22 protein-coding genes are annotated in these 22,270 nt (G+C 68.6%); 16 read left to right on the forward strand and 6 right to left on the reverse strand.

Annotation, left to right across the window (positions count from 1 at the left end; all coding sequences use genetic code 11):
• Positions 1–3 precede the first annotated feature (3 nt).
• Both ASF63_RS06920 and ASF63_RS06925 read right to left on the reverse strand, forming a co-directional pair.
• Positions 4–1,449: a mechanosensitive ion channel family protein gene (locus ASF63_RS06920; RefSeq protein ID WP_056511241.1), complete on the reverse strand. Its 1,446-nt coding sequence runs from the start codon at positions 1,447–1,449 to the stop codon at positions 4–6.
• A gap of 1 nt (position 1,450) precedes the next feature.
• The gene (locus ASF63_RS06925; RefSeq protein WP_162238878.1) at positions 1,451–3,610 is read right to left on the reverse strand and encodes an adenylate/guanylate cyclase domain-containing protein; all 2,160 of its coding nucleotides are present in this window, start codon (positions 3,608–3,610) and stop codon (positions 1,451–1,453) included.
• Positions 3,611–3,720: 110 nt separating this feature from the next.
• Here ASF63_RS06925 and ASF63_RS06930 point away from each other — a divergent pair, with 110 nt between their 5' ends.
• Positions 3,721–4,443 carry a Pr6Pr family membrane protein gene (locus tag ASF63_RS06930; RefSeq protein ID WP_056511245.1) on the forward strand — a complete coding sequence of 241 codons (723 nt, stop codon included), beginning with the start codon at positions 3,721–3,723 and terminating at the stop codon, positions 4,441–4,443.
• Here the strand turns inward: ASF63_RS06930 and ASF63_RS06935 are convergent.
• Positions 4,418–5,296: a hypothetical protein gene (locus tag ASF63_RS06935; protein ID WP_157534263.1), complete on the reverse strand. Its 879-nt coding sequence runs from the start codon at positions 5,294–5,296 to the stop codon at positions 4,418–4,420. The genes ASF63_RS06930 and ASF63_RS06935 overlap by 26 nt on opposite strands.
• 255 nt (positions 5,297–5,551) lie before the next feature.
• Between ASF63_RS06935 and ASF63_RS06940 the strand changes: the two genes are divergently transcribed.
• The 10 genes from ASF63_RS06940 to ASF63_RS06985 all read left to right on the forward strand — a co-directional run bounded on the left by ASF63_RS06940 (position 5,552) and on the right by ASF63_RS06985 (position 13,400).
• A complete protein-coding gene (locus tag ASF63_RS06940) occupies positions 5,552–6,640 on the forward strand; it encodes an AAA family ATPase (RefSeq protein ID WP_200933982.1) in 1,089 nt (362 codons plus the stop codon).
• A 7-nt stretch (positions 6,641–6,647) separates the two neighbouring features.
• Positions 6,648–7,535 (forward strand): DUF58 domain-containing protein, encoded by an 888-nt coding sequence (locus ASF63_RS06945; protein ID WP_056511251.1) that lies wholly within the window; start codon positions 6,648–6,650, stop codon positions 7,533–7,535.
• Positions 7,522–8,013: a hypothetical protein gene (locus tag ASF63_RS06950; RefSeq protein WP_056511254.1), complete on the forward strand. Its 492-nt coding sequence runs from the start codon at positions 7,522–7,524 to the stop codon at positions 8,011–8,013. Before ASF63_RS06945 ends, ASF63_RS06950 begins: the two co-directional genes overlap by 14 nt.
• Positions 8,004–8,990 (forward strand): vWA domain-containing protein, encoded by a 987-nt coding sequence (locus ASF63_RS06955; RefSeq protein WP_235560723.1) that lies wholly within the window; start codon positions 8,004–8,006, stop codon positions 8,988–8,990. Before ASF63_RS06950 ends, ASF63_RS06955 begins: the two co-directional genes overlap by 10 nt.
• Entirely contained in the window at positions 8,972–10,042 is a 1,071-nt protein-coding gene (locus tag ASF63_RS06960; RefSeq protein WP_235560724.1) for a vWA domain-containing protein, read from the forward strand. The genes ASF63_RS06955 and ASF63_RS06960 overlap by 19 nt, the downstream gene beginning before the upstream one ends.
• Positions 10,039–10,830: a hypothetical protein gene (locus ASF63_RS06965; protein WP_056511261.1), complete on the forward strand. Its 792-nt coding sequence runs from the start codon at positions 10,039–10,041 to the stop codon at positions 10,828–10,830. Before ASF63_RS06960 ends, ASF63_RS06965 begins: the two co-directional genes overlap by 4 nt.
• On the forward strand, positions 10,824–11,951 hold the full coding sequence (locus ASF63_RS06970; RefSeq protein ID WP_056511264.1) for a hypothetical protein: 1,128 nt from the start codon (positions 10,824–10,826) through the stop codon (positions 11,949–11,951). The genes ASF63_RS06965 and ASF63_RS06970 overlap by 7 nt, the downstream gene beginning before the upstream one ends.
• A gap of 39 nt (positions 11,952–11,990) precedes the next feature.
• Complete coding sequence (locus ASF63_RS06975; RefSeq protein WP_082477905.1) at positions 11,991–12,224, forward strand: AbrB/MazE/SpoVT family DNA-binding domain-containing protein; 234 nt, start codon at positions 11,991–11,993, stop codon at positions 12,222–12,224.
• Positions 12,208–12,624 (forward strand): PIN domain-containing protein, encoded by a 417-nt coding sequence (locus ASF63_RS06980; protein WP_056511268.1) that lies wholly within the window; start codon positions 12,208–12,210, stop codon positions 12,622–12,624. Before ASF63_RS06975 ends, ASF63_RS06980 begins: the two co-directional genes overlap by 17 nt.
• 62 nt (positions 12,625–12,686) lie before the next feature.
• Positions 12,687–13,400, forward strand: a complete 714-nt coding sequence (locus ASF63_RS06985; protein ID WP_056511270.1) for a hypothetical protein — start codon at positions 12,687–12,689, stop codon at positions 13,398–13,400.
• A gap of 33 nt (positions 13,401–13,433) precedes the next feature.
• Here ASF63_RS06985 and ASF63_RS06990 read toward each other — a convergent pair whose 3' ends face one another.
• The 3 genes from ASF63_RS06990 to ASF63_RS07000 form a co-directional block, all read right to left on the reverse strand.
• Positions 13,434–14,147, reverse strand: a complete 714-nt coding sequence (locus tag ASF63_RS06990) for a ZIP family metal transporter (protein WP_056511271.1) — start codon at positions 14,145–14,147, stop codon at positions 13,434–13,436.
• Positions 14,148–14,248: 101 nt separating this feature from the next.
• Positions 14,249–15,040: an NAD(P)H-dependent oxidoreductase gene (locus ASF63_RS06995; protein ID WP_056511274.1), complete on the reverse strand. Its 792-nt coding sequence runs from the start codon at positions 15,038–15,040 to the stop codon at positions 14,249–14,251.
• 14 nt (positions 15,041–15,054) lie between these two features.
• On the reverse strand, positions 15,055–16,425 hold the full coding sequence (locus ASF63_RS07000) for an MFS transporter (protein ID WP_157534264.1): 1,371 nt from the start codon (positions 16,423–16,425) through the stop codon (positions 15,055–15,057).
• A gap of 98 nt (positions 16,426–16,523) precedes the next feature.
• Between ASF63_RS07000 and ASF63_RS07005 the strand changes: the two genes are divergently transcribed.
• The 5 genes from ASF63_RS07005 to ASF63_RS07025 all read left to right on the forward strand — a co-directional run bounded on the left by ASF63_RS07005 (position 16,524) and on the right by ASF63_RS07025 (position 22,170).
• On the forward strand, positions 16,524–16,937 hold the full coding sequence (locus ASF63_RS07005) for a winged helix-turn-helix transcriptional regulator (RefSeq protein ID WP_056511281.1): 414 nt from the start codon (positions 16,524–16,526) through the stop codon (positions 16,935–16,937).
• A gap of 50 nt (positions 16,938–16,987) precedes the next feature.
• Positions 16,988–18,433 (forward strand): argininosuccinate synthase, encoded by a 1,446-nt coding sequence (argG, locus tag ASF63_RS07010; protein ID WP_056511284.1) that lies wholly within the window; start codon positions 16,988–16,990, stop codon positions 18,431–18,433.
• A gap of 232 nt (positions 18,434–18,665) precedes the next feature.
• A complete protein-coding gene (locus tag ASF63_RS07015; protein WP_056511288.1) occupies positions 18,666–19,289 on the forward strand; it encodes a TetR/AcrR family transcriptional regulator in 624 nt (207 codons plus the stop codon).
• Complete coding sequence (locus ASF63_RS19310; protein WP_200933983.1) at positions 19,286–20,254, forward strand: hypothetical protein; 969 nt, start codon at positions 19,286–19,288, stop codon at positions 20,252–20,254. The genes ASF63_RS07015 and ASF63_RS19310 overlap by 4 nt, the downstream gene beginning before the upstream one ends.
• Positions 20,251–22,170, forward strand: coding sequence for a YhgE/Pip domain-containing protein (locus tag ASF63_RS07025; protein WP_056511291.1), 1,920 nt, complete (start codon positions 20,251–20,253; stop codon positions 22,168–22,170). Before ASF63_RS19310 ends, ASF63_RS07025 begins: the two co-directional genes overlap by 4 nt.
• Positions 22,171–22,270: the final 100 nt, after the last annotated feature.

Consider the following 22,270-nt stretch of genomic DNA (forward strand, 5'->3'; position numbering starts at 1 on the left):
ACCTCAGCGCGGCGACACCGACCGGCGCTGACGGATCGAGCCGCGCTGCGCCTCGACGCTCGCGAGCATGTCACCCGCGAGCTTGCGTTTGAGTTCGAGCGACTCCCCGATCTCGGCGGCGAGCCTCGGGCGCGTGCGGATCAGCTCGTCGATCGTCGCGAGCGGCAGCACGACGACGGTCAGGATCTCGCCCGCGACCGTCACGGCCTGAGTGCGCTCGCGGGTGAGCGCGGTCTGACCGATCAGGTCGCCCTTCTCTGCGCTCGCGAACTCGATGCGTCCGCCGTCGACCTCGATCGCGAGCACCGCTCTGCCCGATACGACCACCCGCACCTCGTCGGGAACGACACCGCTCGCGAGCACGACCTCGCCGACGCCGTAGCGCTCGAGGTGGGAAGCCTGCGTCATCGCTTCGAGATCGTCGTCGTGCAGATGCAGCGTGCCGGCGATCTCGGCGAGCGCCTCGGCGAGGCGGCCGGGCTCGGCGATCGGGTCGGTCGCATCGCCGTCGAGCGCGAATCCACGCCGCCGTGCGGCGTACCAGACCCACGACAGGTACATCGAGAGGGCGCGTCCGGCATCCGCGGGCCCCGCGACCGGAATCGAAACGCCGTACGCCCCGCCTCCGGAGTAGCTGACGGAGGCGCGCTCCCGATCGGCGAGCATCGGCAGGGCGTCGGCCACCTCGACGAGCAGCGCCATGACCTCGTGCGGCGGGTCATCGGTCGCGAACTTCACGTCGGTGGATGCCGAGTACGGACCGTCGGGCTCGGAGAGGTTTGTGAACGACGCACCCGAGAGACTCGAGTTCGGGACGATCTGGATGCCGGAGCCCGTGTCGATGTGCACGGCACGCCAGTTCACCTCGACCACGCGCCCCTTGACGCCTGCCGCATCGAGGAAGTCACCGATCTTGAACGGCTGCTCGAACAGCAGCAGCAGGCCGGAGACGACGCCACCGACCGCGTTCTGCAGCGCGAGGCCGATCACGATCGACCCGACACCGAGAGCGGTGAACAGGCCGCCCACGTCGGCATCCCACACCCACGAGAACAGCAGCGCGAGACCGAGGGCCACGAGCACGAGACGGGCGATCTCGACGAAGATCGTCGGGATCCGCTTGCGCCACGAGTCTTCGGCGGCGTTCGCGAACAGGGCGACGTTGAACGACGACAGGAGCAGCAGGATGACGAGGAAGCCGAAGATCGTCGCGGCGACGCGTGTCCAGACCTGGTCGGCGGGCGACTGGATCGCGAAGGCCAGCAGCGCGAACAGCGCGCCGACCGGGATCACCCCGTTGCGCAGCAGACGCAGGGGTCCCGCGAGCGGGTTGTTGTGACGGCGGAGCCCGTTGATCAGCTCGGTGAGGACGACGAGCAGCACCGGCACGCCGACCGCGAGGGCGATGACCCACCAGCCCCACCCGTCGCGGAACGCGTCGTCGAGCATGTCAGCTCACCTTCCAGACGGTCTCGCTCTTCCCGTGCGCCTCGACGGTGCCCGCCTCGGTGAAGGTGAAGATCTCGCGCGTGCGGTCGTAGACGGTCTGGCTCACGTACACGCCGGGCTCGCCGGTCACCGAGCGCACCCGGTAGGCGAGGTTCACGGCGTCGCCCCAGAGGTCGTAGGCGAGGGTCGTCCTCGCGACGAGTCCGCTCGTCACGGTGCCGGTGTCGACACCCGCACGCAGCCCGATCGTCGACCCGTTCTGCGCGTTGAACCGCTCGATGACGCCGAGCAGGTTCTTCGCGAAGTCGACGCTGCGGCGCACGTTGTCGACGCGCGGGACGATGAGCCCGGACGAGGCGAGGTAGCCGCCGCGAAGGGTGCGGACCTTCTCGACGCCCGCCTTCTCAGCCGCCTCGTCGAAGCCCCGCATCAGGGTGTTGAGGTGACCGATCTCCTGCTCGGTGGTGAGGCCGCGGGCATAGTCGTCGAAGCCGACGAGCTCGGCGAACACGACCGACACGTTCTCGTGCGCCTCCGAGATCGCCTCGTCACCCTGCTTGTATTTCGCGGCGACGCTCTCGGGCATCAGCGTGAGCAGCAGCTTCTCGTTCTCTGCCTGCTGCTCGTCGATCAGCTCCTGTTTGATGCGCAGGCTCGACGCCATGTCGTTGAACGCACTGCCGAGATCGCCGAACTCGTCGCGCGCGCCCTGCGGCACCTGCACGTCGAGGTCGCCCTCGGCGACGCGATGGACCGCAGCGACGAGTCTGTGCACGGGGCGTGTGAACACCTGGGCGAGCAGCAGCGACAGCAGCGAGACGCCCAGAAGGATGCCGAGCAGCGACAGCAGCACCGTGCGGGTGAAGTCGCTGACCGGCGCGAACGCCTCCTCCGAGTCGATCCGCGCGATGATCACCCAGTCGAGCCCCTCGACCTCGAGCGGCGCGTACGCCGTCACGCTCTCACGGCCGAGGTAGTCGCGGCCGATCGTCGTACCGGTGCGGCCGGCCTGAGCATCCGTCACCGCCTGGGTGTTGACCTGCTGCAGCAGCACTGTGCCGTTGATCTCGACGGCGCGCTCGGCGACGCTCGGCGGAACTCCACCGTTGATCGCGATCTCGGCGTAGTTCTCGGGATTCTCGATGAGCCGCCGCGAGTTGCTGCGCATCAGGTCGTCTCGGCCGACGAGATAGACCTCGCCGGTGTCGCCGAGGCCCTGCTCCTTCCAGCCCTCGGAGCCGGTGGTGAGGTCGTTGATCGTGTCGATCGACACCTGGAACGCGATCGCACCGGTGATGCGGCTGCTGTTTCCCACCGGGGAGACGACCCACATTGTCGGGATGTTGAGCGAGGGGATCCATCGCTCGAAGTCGGTGAGGATCACGGTGTTCACCGAGTTCGTCGCGATCGCGTCCGAATAGGCGCCGGCGAGAACCGTGTCTCGATACGGACCCTTCAGCAGGTTCGTACCGAGCTCCGTCCCTTTGTAGGCCGAGAACACGACGTCGCCGTCGAGGTTCATCAGCAGTGCATCCTCGTACCCCGCCTCCTCGACCAGACGCGTGAAGTAGTCGCCGTACCTCACGGAAGCCTCGCCGTACAGGGTTCCGTCTTCCGGATCGTTGTCGTTGAGGAGAGTGTCGTAGTCGGCGTCGAAGTCCTGATTCTGCGTCGTGAAGTGGGACTGCAGGTGCTGACCGGCCACCGAATCGGGGATGAAAGCGCTGTCACCGTACTCGTCGCCGGTACGCTCCTCGAGCTTCGGGATGAACACGTCCGCGTAGTACGCCTCGAGCTCCTCGCGCTCGCCCGGCTCGGGCTGCTCCTGCTGCAGCTCCGCGAAGCCCTCGTTGATCGAGGTCGACAGGTTCTGCGCACTGAGGTTGCGCGAATTCAACGAGGCGTCGCGCTTCACCGTCTCGAGGGCATCGGTGATCTCGGCGGCGCGCATCGAGCGGATGGTGATGAGCTGATCGACCGCGGAGTCGTGCAGAGACTGCCGTCCGTTGAGGAAGCCGATCGTCCCCACGATCACGGACGAGACGAGACTCACCGCCAGCAGCATGATGAGCAGCTTCGACTGGATGCTGAGGCCCGCCCTCCCCCGCCATGACCGCTTTCGTGTCTCCGCGCCTGTCGTTCCCGTCGTGCCCTCGCTCATACAAGCCCCCTCCCGGCCGCGTCCGCTGTGGTCTGACGCTATCGACATACCGACATATCGGTCTAGGGTCCGGACGCTTCCTGACCGATAAAGTGTGCGCGGAGGCGAATATGACGACCTGGTGGCCCTTTGCACGACTCGCAGCAGCAGCGCTCGGACTCGCGGCGATCGTCGCTCAGCTCGCCCGCAGCATCGAGAATGCGCTGAACGCCACCACCGAGTGGGGCCAGCACATCCCGACCGTCGCCGCGAACTTCCTCAGCTTCTTCACGATCCTGTCGAACGTGCTCGCGGTGATCGTGCTGACGATCGGCGCGATCTGGGCACTGCGCCACCGACACGACACTTCCCCCGAGCCGACGTGGTTCGCGATCGTCCTGGCCTGCGTGAGCACCTACATGATCGTCACCGGCATCGTCTACAACACGCTGCTGAGAGGCGTCGAGCTGCCCCAGGGCGTGACCGTGCCGTGGTCGAACGAGGTGCTGCACGTCGTCATCCCGCTGTTCCTCCTGGCCGACCTGCTGCTCGCCCCGCGTCGACGGGCGCTCGGCTGGAGCGCCGTCGCCATCGTTGCGATCTTCCCGATCGTCTGGGTCGTCTACACGATGATCCGCGCGAACTTCATCATCGCGCCCGCCACCGGTGAGGCCTGGTGGTACCCGTACCCGTTCCTCAACCCGCATCTCGTGCCCGGCGGCTACCTCGGCGTCTCGGGGTACATCGTCGGCATCGCGATCGCCATCATCGGCGTCGCGTGCTTCGTGGTCTGGATCGGCCGCCGGCGCGGCAGCGCGACGGACACAGCTAGCGGATCGCACCCTCAGGGCTGAACACCGAGAGCACCGGAGCACTCACATGCTGCGGGGTGGTGGCCACGGCCTCGCGCGGATCGAGAAGTCGTGTGGGGACCCGGTCTCCGCGGAGCTCCTCCCTCGTCGAGGGTTCGAGTCGATAGAGGCGGAGCGCGAGCCACAGCAGCGTCCCGTCCACGCCCAGCGCTGAGGGGTCGACGTCGATCACGCCGCGCCTGCGTGAGAACGGATGACGCCACCGCTCCCGATAGCTGACGGCCCCGGGACGCACGGCGACCTTGAGCACGATCGAGTTGTTCATCCCGACGCCCACCTCGATGCTCTGGATGTCGTCCCAGTGCACTTCGGCATCGAGGTGGAAAGTCGCGGATCCGAGCCCGCGAGGATGCAGGAACAGCCGCCGAGGCTGCCGCAGCGAGATCAGGTGACTGACGATCGGACCGAACAGCAGAACGGCGAGCACCGCCCAGACCACACTCCACGCACCGCCGACGGTCACCGCGGCCACCGCGAAGGTCGACGCCGCGGCGAGCGCAGCGACCAGCGTCATCGCGGGCACGAGCTTCGATCCGGGAAGGAGGATCCCCCCGGGGACGCTCGCGCTCGCCTGACCGATGTCCTCCGCGCTGACGCGTCGGCGACACAGGGTCGTGAGCCACAGCGTCACCGCGATCACCCACCAGAGCGCGGGGACGGCGATGAGCACACCCAGGATCGGACGCATGGATGCGGTGTCCTGCAGATACGTCCAGACGCACAGCCCAGTGGTGACGGCCGCGAGGATCAGGTTCAGCACCACCACGGCCACCCACAGCGGTCGTCCGATCGCGTACTCGAGCGCACTGCGCGGCATCGTTCTGGGTTGCTTCATCGCTCTCGCATCATCCGAAGATCGAGGACTCAGCTAACCACGGGTTCATCGCCCCTGCCGATATGCGCGTCGCCGCGCGCGTCCGCTACGGATGCAGACCGGAATCATGGATGCATGCCGCACGGGCCGTTCTGAGCATGCATCCGCGATCTCGACCTGCAAAAGGATCCGGGCCGGAGCGGGGAGACCGGATGCGGTTACGCTGGTCGACGGGGGATCGTCGACGCGTCCCCGTGGGAACGAGGAGACACACCGATGAACGAGCCCTACGCGCCCGGCCCCTCCGCAGGTTCGACGCCGCCGCCCCCGCCGGCGCCCCCTGCCCCCGCGGCATCGTCGTCGGCGTCGAAGAAGTCCGAGGCGCCCACCGAGGCCGAGCTCCGCCGCGCGAGCGAGGTGCTGAAGACGGTCTCCGACGCGTACTCCGCGAAGATGGTCGGCCAGGAGCGACTGCGTATGAGCCTGCTCATCTCGCTGATCGCAGGCGGCCACATCCTGCTCGAGAGCGTCCCGGGGCTCGCGAAGACCACCGCCGCGAGCACGCTGGCCGACACCGTCAAGGCGCAGTTCAAGCGCATCCAGTGCACCCCCGACCTGCTGCCCAGCGACATCACCGGCAACCAGATCTACGACGCGGCGACCGGATCGTTCCGCACCGTCCTCGGCCCCGTGCACGCCAACTTCGTGCTGCTCGACGAGATCAACCGATCGAGCGCCAAGACCCAGAGCGCCATGCTCGAGGCGATGCAGGAGCACCAGACCACGATCGGCGGCGAGGTGCACCACCTGCCGAAGCCGTTCCTCGTGATCGCCACGCAGAACCCCATCGAGCAGGAGGGCACGTACGAGCTGCCCGAAGCCCAGATGGACCGCTTCCTGCTCAAGGAGATCGTCGAGTACCCGAGCCCCGCCGAGGAGTTCGAGATCCTCGGACGCATCGACTCGGGCGTGCTCGACCCCGACCGTCACGTCTCGAGTGCGATCAGCCTCGACGACGTGCACATGCTGCAGGACGTCGCGAGCCGCATCTACGTCGACCCCGCGATTCGCAACTACATCGTCTCGATCGCCTACGTCACCAGGAACCCCGCGCCCTACATCGGCGAGGACCGCGCCCGCTTCATCAAGTACGGCGCGAGCCCCCGTGCGAGCATCGCCTTCCTGCAGGCATCCCGCGCGCTGGCCCTGCTGAACGGTCGCGCTCACGTGCTGCCGGAGGACATCCGGTCGCTCCGTCACCTGGTGCTGCGCCACCGCGTGCTGCTCACCTTCGAGGCCGACGCCGAGGGCATCCGCAGCGAGGAGATCATCGACCAGATCTTCGCGTCCGTCCCCACGCCCTGATCCCGTCATGGCCAGCCTGATCACCCAGGTGAAGAGCAAGCTCTTCATCCACTCGTCGCGCAAGTCGCTGCACGCGCTCGACGGCGCCTACGCGTCGCTGCTGCACGGCCGCAGCCTCGACTTCGAGGACCTGCGCAAGTACGAGTACGGCGATCAGGTGCGTGACATCGACTGGCGCGCCACGGCACGGCTGGGCACTCCGCTGGTCAAGAGACACCGTGCGATGCGGATGCACACGATCCTGTTCGTGGTCGACACCGGCAGGTCGATGGCCGCCCTCGCGCACGACGAGAAGTCGAAGAAGGATCTCGCGATCCTCGCGACGGGCGTGCTCGGCGTGCTGGCTCTGCGCCACGGCGACGACTTCTCGCTCGTCTACGGCGATTCCGACCGCGTGCGCCGACGCGCACCCGGCCGCAGCGAAGGCGCACTCGAGCACGCGCTGCGCACGATCGACCAGGCGATCGACTCGAGCACCGCGCCGAGCGATCGCGACGCCCTGCTCTCGTACGTCACCCGCACGATCTCTCGGCGCATGATCGTCTGCGTCATCACCGACGAGGCCCCGGTCACAGACGAGACCGAACGGATGCTGCGCCGACTGCGCGTGCAGCACGACGTGCTGTGGCTCACCGTGAGCGACGCCGATCCGGTGCTCGACCACACCACGAACACGATCCGCAGCGACGTCGACAGCATGTGGGAGGTGCCCGACTTCGTGCAGGGCGACCTCGACATCATCCGCGAGCTCACCGCCCAGACCGAGGCCGATGCCGCCCGTCTCGCCGAGGTCCTCAAGCGTATGGAGATCAGCCACAGCGTTCTGGCCGGTCAGGACGACGCCGTCTCGCAGCTGCTCCAGCTGCTGAATCGGAGGTCGAATGCCCGGCTCTGATGAGCTCTACCCTCCGGCCCAGTACGGCTGGGGGTGGATCCTGCTCGCCTTCGGCATCCTGATCCTGCTGATCGCGGGCGCCTGGCTGCTGGTCGCGTTGACGCGCCCTCGGCGTGACCTCACCCTGACCGGCGAGACGCAGGGGCCGCAGCTGCTCACCACCGACGTGCTGTCGCAGCTGCGTGTGGAGTACCTCGACCGCATCCAGCGCATCGAGGACGACTACCGCGCCCGCACCCTCTCGGCACGCAACGCGAACCTCGAGTTCAGTCGCGTGGTGCGCACCTTCGTCAACGAGTACAGCGGGCTCGAGGCTCCGGTGCTCGCACTCGACGACCTCGTCTCGCGCGGGGTGCATCCCGCGCTGATCGATGCGATGGGCCGCCACTACTACCCCAGCATCTTCCGCCAGGGTCCGGCGATCGACCCCGTCGCCGGTGCCGAGGCCGCGAGAACGGTGGTGCGCACATGGCACTAGCGAACTGGTGGCTGATCCTCGTCGCCGCGGGCGTCGTGATCGTGGCGATCGTGGTCGGCGTGATCGTCGGGCTGCGCAGCGGCGCGAAGACCGAGGAGCACGAGCGGGCTCGCGTCGCCCGCGCCGAGCGCCTGCGCGCGCTGCCGACGTTCCGCACCGCGCTGAACCGCCGAGTGCTCGCACTGTCGAGCATCCTGCTGCTCGGCGTGGTCGCGGCCCTCTCCGCCGGCGTCGTGTCGGCGCGACCGATGTCGTCACAGACGATCCAGCCCGTCAACACGAGCCGCGACATCATGCTGTGCCTCGACGTCTCGGGATCCATGAGAGAGGTCGACGTCGAGGTGCTCACGGTCTTCGAAGAACTCCTCGAGGACTTCGAGGGCGAGCGCATCGGCCTGACGATCTTCAACAGCTCGCCCGTGCAGATCTTCCCGCTGACAGACGACTACGAGTTCATCCGCGGTCATCTGCAGAGCATCCGCGAGAGCTTCGACTTCAACGAGTCGATCCCCGAGCACTGGGTCGGCACGCTCAACGGCAACGGCGCATCGCTGATCGGCGACGGCCTCGCCGCCTGCACGATGGCGTTCGACCACCCCGATGACGAACGCTCGCGCTCGATCATCTTCGCCACCGACAACGAGATCAACGGCGCCTCGATCGTGACCCTCGACGAAGCCGCCGCCTACGCCGATTCGATCGACGTGCGGGTGTTCGCGCTCAACCCCGTGCAGGGCAAGGACGCCGACGTGAGCGCCGAGCTCACGAAGGCCGCCGAGGCCACGGGGGGAGCCGCCTACGGACTGCGCGACACCACCACGGTGAGCGACATCGTCGAGCAGGTGCAGGAGCAGGAGGCGACCGAGCTGAAGGGCCAGGCGCAGGTCGTCTGGACCGACACCCCCGACCTCTGGATCGTCATCCTGATGATCTCGATGCTTTCCTTCATCGTGGTGCTGTGGAGGGTGAAGCTGTGATCTTCCAGCCCGTGCTCAACATCTTCCTCCTGGTGCTGCTGTGCGTGCCCGTTGCGGCTCTCGCCGTGATCGCCCTGACGAAGGCGAAGGGCCGCGACAAGGCGCTGTGGGTCATGCGGCTCGTGATGCTTCTGGCGTGCTTCTTCATGTTCCTGCGCCCCGGGATCCCCGGCGGGGTCACGCAGACGCTCGCGACGGACACCGACATCGTGCTCGTCGTCGACACCACCGCGAGCATCGTCGCCGAGGACTGGAACGGCGACGAGCCCCGCCTCGACGGAGTGCGAGCCGACGTGCAGACCATCGTCGACGAGTACCCCGGAGCCCGCTTCGCGTTGATCACGTTCGACGCCTCGGCCGACCTGCGGATGCCGCTCACCACCGACACGACCTCGCTCGTGTCGTCGCTCGACGTGCTGCAGCCCGAGGTGACGAGCCAGTCGCGCGGCAGCTCGATCGGCATCGCGAACCAGCTGCTCGCCGACACCCTCGCGAACGCGGCGGCATCCTCGCCCGACCGCTCGCGCATGGTCTTCTATTTCGGTGACGGCGAGCAGACCGTCACCTCGGCGCCCGAGCCGTTCGACGGCAGCGAGAACTTCACGGATGCCGGAGCCGTGCTCGGCTATGGCACGACTGAGGGCGGCCCGATGCAGCTGACGACCGGCAGCCTCGACGGATCGGGTTCGGGCGAGTACATCGAGTATCAGGGGTCGAACGCCCTGTCGGTGATCGACGAGGGCAACCTCGAGGCGATCGCAGCCGAACTCGGCATCGAATATCAGCACCGCACCGCGGACACCGAGCTGGAGCTTCCCGAAGCGCCGTCGACCACGACGGACTACGCCGAGTCCGGGTCGGTCGGCAACGTCACCGAGCTCTACTGGATCGCCGCCCTCGTGGTCGTCGCCCTGCTCGGTGTCGAACTCGCGCGGGCCAGCATGCTCGTCGCCCGGCTGCGGCTGCTGCGGGCGCCGTCCGCGAGCACCCGCACCCGCACCCGCACCCGTGGCCGTCGCGAGAAGAACCCCACCGACGGAGGTGCCGCGTGACCGACCTGTCGACCCGCGAGGGCGCGGCGCCCTCCGCCGACCCGGACGACCTGAGGGCGGCCGCCGCGGCGGCGCTGCTCGCGTCGAATCGGCGCCGCCGTCGCATCCGCCGCTGGGTGGCGATCGGCACCCTGCCGCTCACGCTCGCAGCGCTCCTCTTCGTCGGCAAGATCCTGAGCATGTACGCCTTCGCGCACCAGTCGATCACGGCCTACGTCGCCGACGACTTCTCGGCTTCGGAGTCCTCGGCGCGCGGCCAGGAGTTCCTCAACTGGTTCGAGCCGTACAAGGCGCCGTTCAACGTGGGCACAGCCCTCGCCGGGGCCGAGATGCTTCCCGAGGCGCGCGGCAAGCTCGAGGAGTCGCTCGACCTCGCGACCGGCCTCGAGGTCTGCAGCGTGCGCATCAACCTCGCCCTGGTGATCGAGCGGATGGGCGATGCCGCCCGTGCCGACGGAGACGGTGCAGGCGCGGCCGCGCTCTACGGCGAGGCTCTCACGGTCACGACCGAGATGCCCGAGGAGTGCAACAGCGAAGAGGCGCAGCAGCAGACCTCCGACCCCGACCGCGACCTGCAGGAGAGCAAGGAGGGCCTCGAGGACCGCCTGAAGCAGAAGCAGCAGAGCGAGCAGGAAGCTCCTCCCGAGGAGCAGCAGGGGGAGCCGCAGCCGCAGCCCTCAGAGGACAAGCTCGAGGAGCTCAAGGAGCAGCTCGAGCAGGGCACTCAGGAGCGCGATCAGCAGCAGGGCGACGACGGCGGCGGCTCGGGGACGGACAAGCCATGGTGATGGATCACGAGAAGCAGCGGGCGCGCTACGTCGCCGGCACCGAGGGGGCGCCTCCCGTCCCGCCGCCCGGCGGCTACCGCAATGCACGTCGCCAGTCCGGACCCGTCTCGCAGCCGCAGTACGGTGCGCCGGCGCCCTCGGCCACGGCGACCGCGACGGCATCTGCATCCGAGACCAAGAAGCCGGCGAACGCCCTCGGGTGGATCGCCCTGGTCGTCGGCATCCTGTTCGCGGTGATCCTGCTCATCACGTTGGCCGTCGGCGCGACCGACACCCTGTACGGCGTCACCATGCTCGCTCTGCAGCTCGTGGTCGTCGCCGTGATCATCGGCACTCTGTTCACCGCGCGCGGGCGCATTCTCGCCGCGGTCGCCCTCGGGATCACGCTCGTCTTCAACGTCGCCACGGTCGGCGGAATCGGCGCGCTGCAGACTTCCGCGTCAGGCAGCTACGACGGCATGAAGAGCGAGGAGCAGAAGCGCGAAGAGGCCTACCCCGGCATCAAGGGCACCGATCCGCAGGATGCTCTGCAGCAGCAGTCGCTCGAAGAGGTGAGAGCGGAGGCCGACGGCCTGTTCGCCGAGATCCGCGAGCGCATCACCGCGGAGTACGGGTACGAGTGGGTGCAGGTCGGCGACGAAGACCTGCGTCCGGAGCGCAACGGCTATGGCGGGGAGTCGATGCTCGTCGAGTACACGTCGATCGGATGGGCGACCACCGAGCCGATCCAGGACTACAGCACGAAGCTCGACGTGATGGCGACGATCGACTCGGTCGTGGCCGAGCACGGGCTGCCCCCGCTGTACTCGTTCAACGGCGAGTTCTCGGGCATCGACCCGTCGATGATCGCGAAGCTCTACGGCAGCGAAGACCCCCGCGAGCAGCACACCTGGGAGTACTACACCGACAACTACCCCGACCCGATGCGGCTGTACGCCAACATCTACGACCTCTCGAACGACCCGACGGGCGACTTCCTCAAGACCCGCGAGGCGCAGAACGCCCGCACCGGCGAACCGCTCGAAGGCCTGCAGATGGTCGTGCTCGCGAGCGCCGTGCTGAGCGAGGGCGACCAGGCGGAGTTCGAGGAGAAGTTGAAGGACTACCCAGGATTCCAGTGAGGTCTGTCGGCTCTACCATTCCGATGGTAACGTCATGGCATGCACACGACCATCGACAAAGCGGGGCGGATCGTGATCCCTGCCTCGATCCGTGAGCGCCTCGGCATCCTTCCGGGTCCGGTCGACATCATGATCGACGGAACGGGCATCCGCATCGAGGTCGCCGCGCCTGACGATCTCGTCGAGAAGGACGGACGCCTGGTCATCAACGGCAGCGGCACCACGCTCACGTCAGACGACATCCGGGAGCTCCGGCTTGCCGACCAGCGCTGACCTGCTCCTCGACACGAGCGCGGCCGTCGCCCTGATCACCGAAGACAGCGCAGCTCACGACAAGGTCCGCGACGCCTGCGCCGGACTGGTCCTCGGGCTCGCGGGTCACGCACTGCTCGAGACCTACTCCGTGCTCACGAGACTGCCGGGAGGCAGCCGCCTCAGCCCCGCCGCCGCGAGCCACGTGATCGCCCGGGAGTTCCCCAGATCGGTCGCCCTGCCCGCCGACGAGGCCGTCCGCGCCGTGATCGAGCTGGCCGAAGCAGGAGTGGCCGGCGGCGCCGTCTACGACGGACTTGTGGCGCTCGCGGCACGCTCCGCCGAGATCACGCTGCTGACCTGCGACCGGCGCGCACTCGGAACGTATGCGGCGCTGAAGACGGACGTCCAGCTGATCTGACCCTCCCGGAGCGCGCTTCGAAACCCCTGGCTCTCCGCTCTGGGGCATCTAGGCTCGATCGCATGAGTCTCACTTCGCGCAGATCCGACGGCCGTCGTGGCGTTGCAGCATCCGCTCTCGTCGTGGCGTCAGCGCTGCTGCTGACCGGGTGCGTCGGCGGGCAGCGCCCCGAGCCGACGGAGGTCGTGAGCGAGTATCTCACTGCCATCGCCGAGGGAGATGCGACGACCGCGACCGCGCTCGACGGCGCAGCCGTCGAAGCCGAGCATGCGGACTCGACGACCGCGGAGGAGGGCGACTTCGACACGCTGCGCACCGACGCCGCGCTTCTCGGCGCCGAGAGTCGGATCGAGGATGTCGAGGTGCAGCCTGGGGCAGCGAAGGTGGGCGGCGACGAGGATCTGCGCCGCGTGACGTTCTCCTACGTGCTCGACGGCGAACCCCACGAGTCCTCACTGCAGGTGCGGTGGGACGACGAGGCATCCGAATGGACTCTCGAGCAGTCATTGACGCTCGCTCTGTCGATCGCCGCAGTGCAGAGCAAGGTCGTTCTCGAGCCCGCTCCGTTCCGCATCGCGGGCATCGACGAGATCGTCGCACCGGATGCTGCCGACGCCCCTCTGCTCTACCTCGTCTACCCCGGCGAGTACACGATCGAGGCCGCCTTCCCGTCGGAGCTCCTGCGCCCCGGCACCGAGGGCACGCAGACCATCGTCGCGGACATCCCCGGAGACGCACTGGTGCAGTTCGACGTGAGCGAGCTGCCCTCGCGCTAGGTGCAGCTAAGACGCGCCTCGCGCTAGGTGCAGCTAGGACGCGAGCGAGAGCCCCGCGGCGAGCGCGAAGCCCAGCACGGTCGCGAGTCCCGTGACCTGCTTGGCCTTCTCCTGAGCATCCGGCACCATCGAGTCGACGAGCATCACGAGCAGGGCACCGGCCGCGAAGCCGCTCGCCCCGGCACGGAAGTCGTCACCCGTCGCGCTTGCGAGCCCGAACCCTGCGACCGTCGCCAGTGCGCAGATCACCGAGATGCCCGCCCAGAGCAGCAGCACACGCGACTTCGCCATGCCGCCCTTCAGCAGGTCTGCGGCAGAGCCGATCGACTCGGGAAGGTTCGAGACGACGATCGCGACGACCAGCGCGATGCTCACCGGTTCGCCGGATGCGAGCCCGATGCCGAGCACCAGCTGTTCGGGGATGCCGTCGAGCAACGCCCCGAGGGCGAGAGGAACCCCGGCCCCCGAGCCCTGGTCCTTCGTCTTCGCGGCACGTGCGTCGAGGATCCGGTCGGCGATGAAATACGCCAAGGCACCGCCGACGACGCCGACGATGAGCGGGATGGGGCCTGCGAGATCCAGCCCCTCCTCCCACAGCTCGAAGGCGATGGACGCCATGAGGGCACCTGCTCCGAAGCCGAGCACGATGCCGAGCCAGCGCGGCGGCCAGGTGCGCAGCAGTGCGAGCGCCGCACCGATGATCAGAGGTGACGCCGCGACGATGCCCCACAGAATCGCTCCGCCCATGTGCCGCCTCCTTCAGGGACACTCTGCCACCGCTCGGGCCGAAACTGCAGAGGAACCCGACGGGTCTTCGCGCGTCGGGCTAGACCGGTTCTGTGCGCCGTTCAGTCGGCCGAGACGCGATGGATGCCGAGGTCGGTGCGCCCGGGCAGCAGGTCCTCTCGAAGCGCGCGGGTGCCGTGATACTCACCGTCGCGGAGTCGGCGATACGGGCTGCTCGGCGATTCGTCGCGGATCCCGGCGAGTCGATCGACGAGCCGCGCGCTCTCCTGGTCGATGCCCGCGGGCGACAGGCCGTCTGCGTCATGGACGACGTGCAGGTCGAGCGGCTCTATGCCGGTGTACCAGAGGGTGCCGTGGGTGAGCGGGAACAGCAGCGAGTCCAGGTCTCCGCTCACGCCCCGTTCTCCGATCGACCGGTCGTCCTCGCCTGCCGTGACGATCACGAGGGCTCGCCGCCCGGACAGCGGACCCTCGCCGTAGCGCAGGGGCAGACCGGTCTCGGGGTCGGAGGGACCGTACGCGAATCCGTTGGTGAGAACACGATCGAGCCACCCCTTGAGGATCGCCGGCGGCCCGTACCACCACAGCGGGAACTGGAGCACGACGAGATCGGCGGCCCCGAGCTTGCGCTGTTCCTCGGTCACATCCGACGGCAGCTGTCCTGCGGCGTACGCCTCGCCCATGAGGTCGACGACACTGCCCTCCCGCCCGAGAGGCTCGCCCAGGTCCGGGGCGGCGAGAACGGGATCGAAGCCCTGACCGTACAGATCGGTGATCTCCACGTCGTGGTCACGCGACAGCGCCTCCACTCCGTCGCGGAAGAGTCGCGCGTTGAACGAGTTCTTCTGGGGGTGGGCGTAGATCCAGTGGACGGTCGGGCGTGGTGCGGACAACGGAGTGCCTTTCTTCAGCGGGGGTCGAGGACGGGAGGCTTCGGAGCGCGCCTCCAGAGCGGTAGGAGCGCTGCGGCGACGACCAGGCCGGTCGCGACGAGGAGAGCGACGATAAAGCCGCGCGACCCGACGATCGAGGCGATCGTGCCGAGCACGGCGATCCCGAGACCGCCGCCGAGGGCGAAGCCGACCTCCTGGATCGCGCCCACCTGACCGGCGTCGTCTTCAGTGGTCACGTCGAAGAGGGTGGTCGCGGCGAGGGTCGCTGCGATGCCGAACCCGACACCGACCAGCACGAGCGGAATCGCGACGATGTCGACCCCGGTCGCCAGCCAGGCGAGGCCGGCGCCTTGGATCACGAGCGCGAGCACGGTCAGCGTGGGAGACGAGAGCCACCGGAGGAACACCGGGGCGAGCACCCCGCCGAGCGCGATCGCGACCGCCTGCGGAAGGATCGCGATGCCGGCCTCGGCAGCGCTGAATCCCCGCGCATCCTGCAGGTGCAGGCTCACCAGGAGCACGGATGCCGTCGACACACCGCTGCTCGCCACGATGCGCACGATGGCGGGGCTGAATCCCGGCACTCGGAAGAGTCGCATGTCGATGAGGGGGTCGCGCAGAGTCCGCTGACGGCGGATGAAGAACACCAGCGTCCCGACCGCGACGACGCCGGCGACGCCCGCAGCGAGGGGAGCCGCGAGCACCTCATGCAGGGCGAAGACGAGAGCCCCGAGGGCGACGATCGACGACAGGATGCTGAGGATGTCCCACGACGGGGGCCGCGAGCTGCGAGAGTCGGGAACGAGCCAGATCGCGAGCACTCCCGCGACGACCGCGAGCGGCACGCTGCCCAGCAGCAGCCAGCGCCACCCCGGGCCTTCGGTGACGATGCCCCCGAGCACCGGGCCCAGAGCGCTGCCGGCACCGAAGGTCGCGGTCCACAGCCCGTAGGCCAGCACGCGCTGCCGTGCGTGATAGTGCGCACCGATCGTGGCGACGACGCCGGCCACGACGAACGCCTCGGCGACGCCGAGGAGCGCGCGCACGACGATCAGCAGCATCCCGTCCTGGGCGAATCCGCCGACGACGTTGAGCACCGCGAAACCGGCGAGGCCGAAGAGCACGATCCGCTTGCGTCCGAACGCGTCGCCGATGCGGGCGGCGACGATCAGCGTCGCAGCCAGAGAGAGCGCATACACGTCGACGAGCCAGAGGGCGCCGCTGTCGCTCAGGACGAGGTCGCCGCGGATGGCCGGCAGTGCGGTCGACATGCTGCTGATCGCGAGCGCGCCGATCAGGATGCCGAGAAGCAGGGGGATCATGGCGAGCCACGGATGCCGAGCCGCACGAGGTGGAGCGGCTGCCGTGGGAATGGGGAAGGTCACCGCCTCAGTCTCGCGCCGCGGGTACACTTCAGACAAGTACGGTCATTGGTGGTACATAGTGACCGTTTGGATACTATGACACAGCGGAAGGCAGACCGATGAGGGAGAAGACGGAGCGCATCGTCCGGGAGTGGGGAGACGCGTGCGACGCCGAGGTCTCGATCGCGGTGCTCGGCGGGGCCTGGAAGCCCAGCATCCTCAGCCTTCTCGGCGAGCACGAGGTGCTGCGGTTCGGCGAGCTCAGCAGGCTGCTCGACGAGCCCACCGCCCGCGTGCTGACCCGCCAGCTGCGCGAGCTGGAGGACGACGGGCTTCTCATCCGCACGGTCTATCGGCAGGTCCCGCCCAAGGTCGAGTACCGGCTGAGCGACCTCGGCCGCGGATCGATGCCCCTCGTCGAGGCGCTGACCGACTGGGGCGGTCGCTACGCCGCGCACCAGCGGCGCGAGCTGGCACAGCCGCCAGCCGAATCCACGCCGCTCGACGAACTCGAAGCCGCCGACGCACGCTGAGTCGCACCTCCGTCCGAAACAGCCGACACGCCGCCGATAGACTGGGAACTATGTCCAAGGTCCTCCAGTCACTTCCCGTCGGCGAGCGCGTCGGCATCGCCTTCTCCGGAGGACTCGACACCTCCGTCGCCGTCGCGTGGATGCGCGACAAGGGCGCCGTCCCCTACACGTACACCGGCGATCTCGGGCAGTACGACGAAGACGACATCGAGTCGATCCCCGGCCGCGCGCTCGAGTACGGCGCCGAGGCCTCGCGACTGATCGACTGCAAGACCGCCCTGGTCGAAGAGGGCCTCGTCGCCCTCTCGTGCGGCGCCTTCCACATCCGCTCGGGCGGCAAGACGTACTTCAACACCACTCCTCTCGGCCGCGCCGTCACGGGCACGCTGCTCGTGCGCGCCATGAAGGAAGACGGCGTCGACATCTGGGGCGACGGCTCGACCTACAAGGGCAACGACATCGAGCGGTTCTACCGCTACGGCCTGCTCGCCAACCCGCGCCTGCGCGTGTACAAGCCGTGGCTCGACGCCGACTTCGTCACCGAGCTCGGCGGCCGCAAGGAGATGAGCGAGTGGCTCCAGGCTCACGACTTCCCGTACCGCGACTCGGTTGAGAAGGCCTACTCGACCGACGCCAACATCTGGGGCGCGACGCACGAGGCCAAGACCCTCGAGCACCTGGACGTCTCGCTCGAGACCGTCGACCCGATCATGGGCGTCAAGTTCTGGGACCCCTCGGTCGCGATCGAGACCGAAGACGTCACGGTCACGTTCGAGGCAGGGCGCCCCGTCGCCATCAACGGCGTCGAGTACACCGACCCGGTGGCCCTGGTGCAGGAGGCGAACACGATCGGCGGACGCCACGGCCTCGGCATGAGCGACCAGATCGAGAACCGCATCATCGAGGCCAAGTCGCGCGGCATCTACGAGGCCCCGGCCATGTCGCTGCTGTTCATCGCCTACGAGCGCCTGGTCAACGGCATCCTGAACGAAGACACCCTCGCGACTTACCACGAGCAGGGTCGCCGCCTCGGCCGCCTGATGTACGAAGGCCGCTGGCTCGAGCCGCAGTCGCTCATGCTGCGCGAGTCGATCCAGCGCTGGGTCGGCCTCACGATCTCGGGCTCGGTCACGATCCGCCTGCGTCGCGGCGACGACTGGACGATCCTCGACACCACGTCGCCGAACCTGTCGTACGGCCCCGAGAAGCTCTCGATGGAGCGCGTCGGCGACGCCGCCTTCGGGCCGGTCGACCGCATCGGCCAGCTGACCATGCGCAACCTCGACATCGCCGACTCGCGCTCGCGCCTCGAGCAGTACGCGGGTCTCGGCCTCATCGGCGGCGCCACCGGCGAACTGGTCGGCCGCGTCACCGCCGGCGAGTCCGGTGAGATCACGGGCGCCGTGGAGGGCTCGGTCTCCGCGGCCGACGAGAACCTGGCCGACGCCGTCGACACGGCCTCCGAGGGCGCGGCCTTCGACTCCGGCCTCGACTGACACGTCGCTTCACAGAGGGAGGGGGCGGATGCTGCGGCATCCGCCCCCTCCCTCTGTGTGTGCGCGGTTCTGCGTTCGCAGTTCAGCATGAACGCCGAGTATGTGGGCGGGACCACGCTGTTGAGGCTCTCAGCGCGATTCCATGCTGAGTTGTGAACCGACCGCCCTTCTGCTCCTGTGAGTCCGCCGAGTTATCTTGCACACAGCTGTGCACATTAAGTACGATGGATCCATGACCACCCGTGCTCCCCGCCGCGACTCCGTCGAGAACCGCGCCGGCATCCTCGACGCGGCCCGTGCGACCCTCGCCACAGACCCCCGCGCGTCGATCGACGTCATCGCCCGCAGCGCTGGCCTTTCGCGCCGCACCCTCTACGGCCACTTCGACGACCGCGAAGCTCTGATCCGCGAGCTCATCTCGGTCGGTGCGCAGCGCTTCAATGCGATCGCGGAATCCGTGACCGACACCGATCCTCGCCTCGCGCTCGCGCGTCTCGCCGCCAGGCTCTGGCAGGAGGCCTCGCACGTGCAGGTCGCCGCCGCTCTCGCCCTCGACGAGGCGCACGTCGAGCACACTGCAGCGGCCCTCGCCCCGCTGCGCCGCACTGTCGCAGCACTCGCCGAACGCGGTCAGAGCGACGGCAGCTTCCGCACCGACCTGACCGCCTCCACGCTCGCGCGGCTCATCGAAGAGGTGGCACGCACGGTCGTGTCGCGCACGGATGCCGCGAGCACCGCCGCAGACAACATCGCCGTCCGTACGCTCCTCAGCATCGCCGGGCTGTCATGGCGCGAAGCCGACGATCTGCTGAGCGCCCACCCCGACATCGTCTCCACACAAGAGGTCAGCGCATGAGAGTCACCCTGCACGAGGTGAGCAAGGGGCGCGGCGGTCAGGCACTGCCGACGACGAGCCTCGAGTTCCACACCGGCGCCGTGCGCTTCGCTCTCGCCGAGACCGAGCAGCGCCCGAGCGTGCTCGGCCTGATCGCCAGCGGACGCATGAAGCCCGAGACCGGTCGCGTCACCGTCGACGGCACGACGAACAACCGGATGCTGCGCCGCGCGGTCGCGCTTGTCGACGCCCCCGACGTCAGCGATCCGCACGCCGACATCACGCTCGCCGGTGTCGTCGGCGAAGAGCTCATGTTCGCCGGGGTCGGAGCGACGCCGCTGCATGCCCGCCGTTGGCTCACCCAGCTCGGTTTCGGGGAACTCGCCGGAGTGCCGATCGGCAACGTCGATCCGGCGGCCCGCGTGCGCATCCTGTGCGAGCTCGCCGTGCTGCGCGAGGGCACCGAAGGCATCGTGCTCGTCTCCCCCGACCGTCATGGCGGCAGCCCCGACGGCTGGTGGCGCATCGCGTCGGAGTTCGCCGACCGCGGTTACGCCATGCTCGTGATCATCGGCGGATCCGCGGCGGTCGCCCTCGAGCGGATGAACGAGCTCGAAGCCATCAACGCCTCCGGCCCCGTGCAGCCTCTCGTGCTCGACGCGCCCGCCGCCGACCCCGAGGCACCCGACTCCCCGGCATCCGACTCCCCGGCATCCGACCCCCCGGCATCCGACTCCCCGGCATCCGAGCCGGAAAACCCAGATGAGCCGGTCGACGCACCGCGCGCCGATGCCGAACACGCTGACGATCCGTCCGATGCTCTGGGTTTTCCCGCGTCGGAGCCCCGGTCGTTGAGCGAGGACGGCGAAGCCGACCGAGACGACGCGCCGGCCACAGACACAGACACAGACACACCAGCCACCGACGCACCGGCCACAGACACAGACACACCCGCAGACACGACCGAGAACGGAGCCGAGCGATGAAGGTTCCCTCCATGATCGCCGCCGAGCTGCGGCGCCTCACCGCGAGCAAGATGGGCATCATCGCCCTGATCGCGCTCGTGTGCGTGCCGATCCTCTACGGCGGTCTCTACCTCTGGGCGAACCAGGACCCCTATGCCAAGTTCCCCGATGTCCCGGTCGCCCTGGTGGTCGACGACGAGGGCGCGGCGACTCCCACCACGGGAACGGATGCTCCGACCGGCGAGACCGTCAACTACGGGGAGGACGTCGCCGAGAACCTGATCGAGGGCAACGCGTTCGACTGGCAGCGCATGTCGGCCGATGAGGCGGCGGATGCTCTCCGCGAGGGCACCGTCGATTTCACCGTCACGATCCCCACCGACTTCTCCGAGGCACTGACCTCCGCCTCGGGCGACGACCCGCATCAGGCGCGCATCGAGCTCGAGACCAACGACGCCAACAACTACCTGGCGTCGTCGATGGGCACGCAGGCTGTCGAGAAGATCCGCAGCTCCGTGGCCGAGATGGTCGGCAGCGAGGCGGCCGAGCGGTTGCTCACCGGGCTCAGCGACGTGCGCGACAACCTCGTCACCGCCGTCGACGGCGCGAACCAGCTCACCGACGGCGCGAACACCGCGGCGACCGGCAGCGCCACACTCGCCGATGGAACGTCGCAGCTCGCCGCCGGCACGTCTCAGCTCGCGGGCGGCACGTCGGAGCTGGCCGGCGGCGCTGCTCAGCTCGCCGATGGCGCGGCGACTCTGGCGTCGGGGGCTCAGCAGGTCAGTGACGGCAACCGGCAGCTGGCCGACGTCGCCGACCGCGCCGGGTCGGCTGTGCAGCAGGCGACGGATGCTCTGCCCCAGGCACGCCAGGACATCGCGGCGGTGCTCACGGATCAGGGCCTGACGCAGGAGCAGATCGATCGGGTCCTCGCGACCCTCGATCCGCTCGGGACCCGACTGCAGGAGGGTAACTCGACCGTACAGAACGCGGTCGACAAGGTCGACCAGCTCGCCGCCGGAGCCGAGTCGGTGGCATCCGGCGCCTCGCAGCTCGCCAGCGGCACGCAGACGCTCGCCAGCGGCGCGCAGACCGTCGCCAGCGGCGCTCAGACCGTCGCCACGGGAGCGGCAGCGGCGAACGACGGCGCGACCCAGCTGCGCGACGGACTCAGCACCCTCGCCTCCGGCACGGCCGAGCTGCGCGACGGGCTGGCCGACGGGGTCGAGCAGATTCCCGTGTCGACCCCCGAACTGCGCACCCAGCAGGCTGACACCATCGCCGACCCGGTGAAGGTGTCGAGCGACAAGGTCGCATCCGCCGAGGACTACGGCGCAGGGCTCGCCCCCTTCTTCGCAGCGCTGTCGGCCTGGATCGGCATCTACGCGCTGTTCCTCATCGTCAAGCCGATCTCACGTCGAGCGGTCACCGCCCTGCACTCCCCGATCCGCGTCACGCTCGCGGGCTGGCTGACCCCGGCCATGCTGGGCGCGGTGCAGATGCTCGGTCTCATGGGGATCCTCGCGATCACCCTCGGCTTCACGTTCGACAACCCCATCGGCACGCTCGGGGTGATGATCTTCGCGTCGGCGACGTTCGCCGCGATCATCCTGGCGCTCAACGTCTGGCTCGGTTCTGTCGGACAGTTCCTGGGGCTCGTGCTCATGGTGCTGCAGCTCGTCACCGCCGGCGGAACCTTCCCGTGGCAGACCCTGCCCGCACCCCTCGCCGCTCTGCACCATGTGCTCCCGCTCGGCTACGTCGTCGACGCGATGCGGCAGCTCATGTACGGGGGCAACCTGGGCAGAGCCGGATGGGACCTGGTGGTGCTGGGCATCTGGCTGGTCGGCGCGCTGCTGCTGGCGGCGATCGGCGTGACGCGGATGACGCACCGGCGCACGCTGCGCGATCTGCAGCCGAGCCTGATCGGCTGAGCCTCATCGGCTGATCGCAGCCGCACGAGAACAGGCCCCGGAATCCGTGGGTTGTGGGTAGTATTCCCAGAGTGCGTCCTTGGGACGCACTCTGGGACTC

Source organism: Microbacterium sp. Leaf320, assembly GCF_001423485.1.
Classification (GTDB): Bacteria; Actinomycetota; Actinomycetes; order Actinomycetales; family Microbacteriaceae; genus Microbacterium.

Excerpts from the sequence above, each read along its gene's own strand:
- ASF63_RS06920 (WP_056511241.1), bottom strand. The coding sequence starts at position 1,449 with ATGCTCGACGACGCGTTCCGCGACGGGTGGGGCTGGTGGGTCATCGCC.
- ASF63_RS06925 (WP_162238878.1), bottom strand. The coding sequence starts at position 3,610 with ATGAGCGAGGGCACGACGGGAACGACAGGCGCGGAGACACGAAAGCGG.
- ASF63_RS06930 (WP_056511245.1), top strand. The coding sequence starts at position 3,721 with ATGACGACCTGGTGGCCCTTTGCACGACTCGCAGCAGCAGCGCTCGGA.
- ASF63_RS06935 (WP_157534263.1), bottom strand. The coding sequence starts at position 5,296 with ATGAAGCAACCCAGAACGATGCCGCGCAGTGCGCTCGAGTACGCGATC.
- ASF63_RS06940 (WP_200933982.1), top strand. The coding sequence starts at position 5,552 with ATGAACGAGCCCTACGCGCCCGGCCCCTCCGCAGGTTCGACGCCGCCG.
- ASF63_RS06945 (WP_056511251.1), top strand. The coding sequence starts at position 6,648 with ATGGCCAGCCTGATCACCCAGGTGAAGAGCAAGCTCTTCATCCACTCG.
- ASF63_RS06950 (WP_056511254.1), top strand. The coding sequence starts at position 7,522 with ATGCCCGGCTCTGATGAGCTCTACCCTCCGGCCCAGTACGGCTGGGGG.
- ASF63_RS06955 (WP_235560723.1), top strand. The coding sequence starts at position 8,004 with ATGGCACTAGCGAACTGGTGGCTGATCCTCGTCGCCGCGGGCGTCGTG.
- ASF63_RS06970 (WP_056511264.1), top strand. The coding sequence starts at position 10,824 with ATGGTGATGGATCACGAGAAGCAGCGGGCGCGCTACGTCGCCGGCACC.
- ASF63_RS06975 (WP_082477905.1), top strand. The coding sequence starts at position 11,991 with ATGCACACGACCATCGACAAAGCGGGGCGGATCGTGATCCCTGCCTCG.
- ASF63_RS06985 (WP_056511270.1), top strand. The coding sequence starts at position 12,687 with ATGAGTCTCACTTCGCGCAGATCCGACGGCCGTCGTGGCGTTGCAGCA.
- ASF63_RS06990 (WP_056511271.1), bottom strand. The coding sequence starts at position 14,147 with ATGGGCGGAGCGATTCTGTGGGGCATCGTCGCGGCGTCACCTCTGATC.
- ASF63_RS07005 (WP_056511281.1), top strand. The coding sequence starts at position 16,524 with ATGAGGGAGAAGACGGAGCGCATCGTCCGGGAGTGGGGAGACGCGTGC.
- argG (WP_056511284.1), top strand. The coding sequence starts at position 16,988 with ATGTCCAAGGTCCTCCAGTCACTTCCCGTCGGCGAGCGCGTCGGCATC.
- ASF63_RS07015 (WP_056511288.1), top strand. The coding sequence starts at position 18,666 with ATGACCACCCGTGCTCCCCGCCGCGACTCCGTCGAGAACCGCGCCGGC.
- ASF63_RS19310 (WP_200933983.1), top strand. The coding sequence starts at position 19,286 with ATGAGAGTCACCCTGCACGAGGTGAGCAAGGGGCGCGGCGGTCAGGCA.
- ASF63_RS07025 (WP_056511291.1), top strand. The coding sequence starts at position 20,251 with ATGAAGGTTCCCTCCATGATCGCCGCCGAGCTGCGGCGCCTCACCGCG.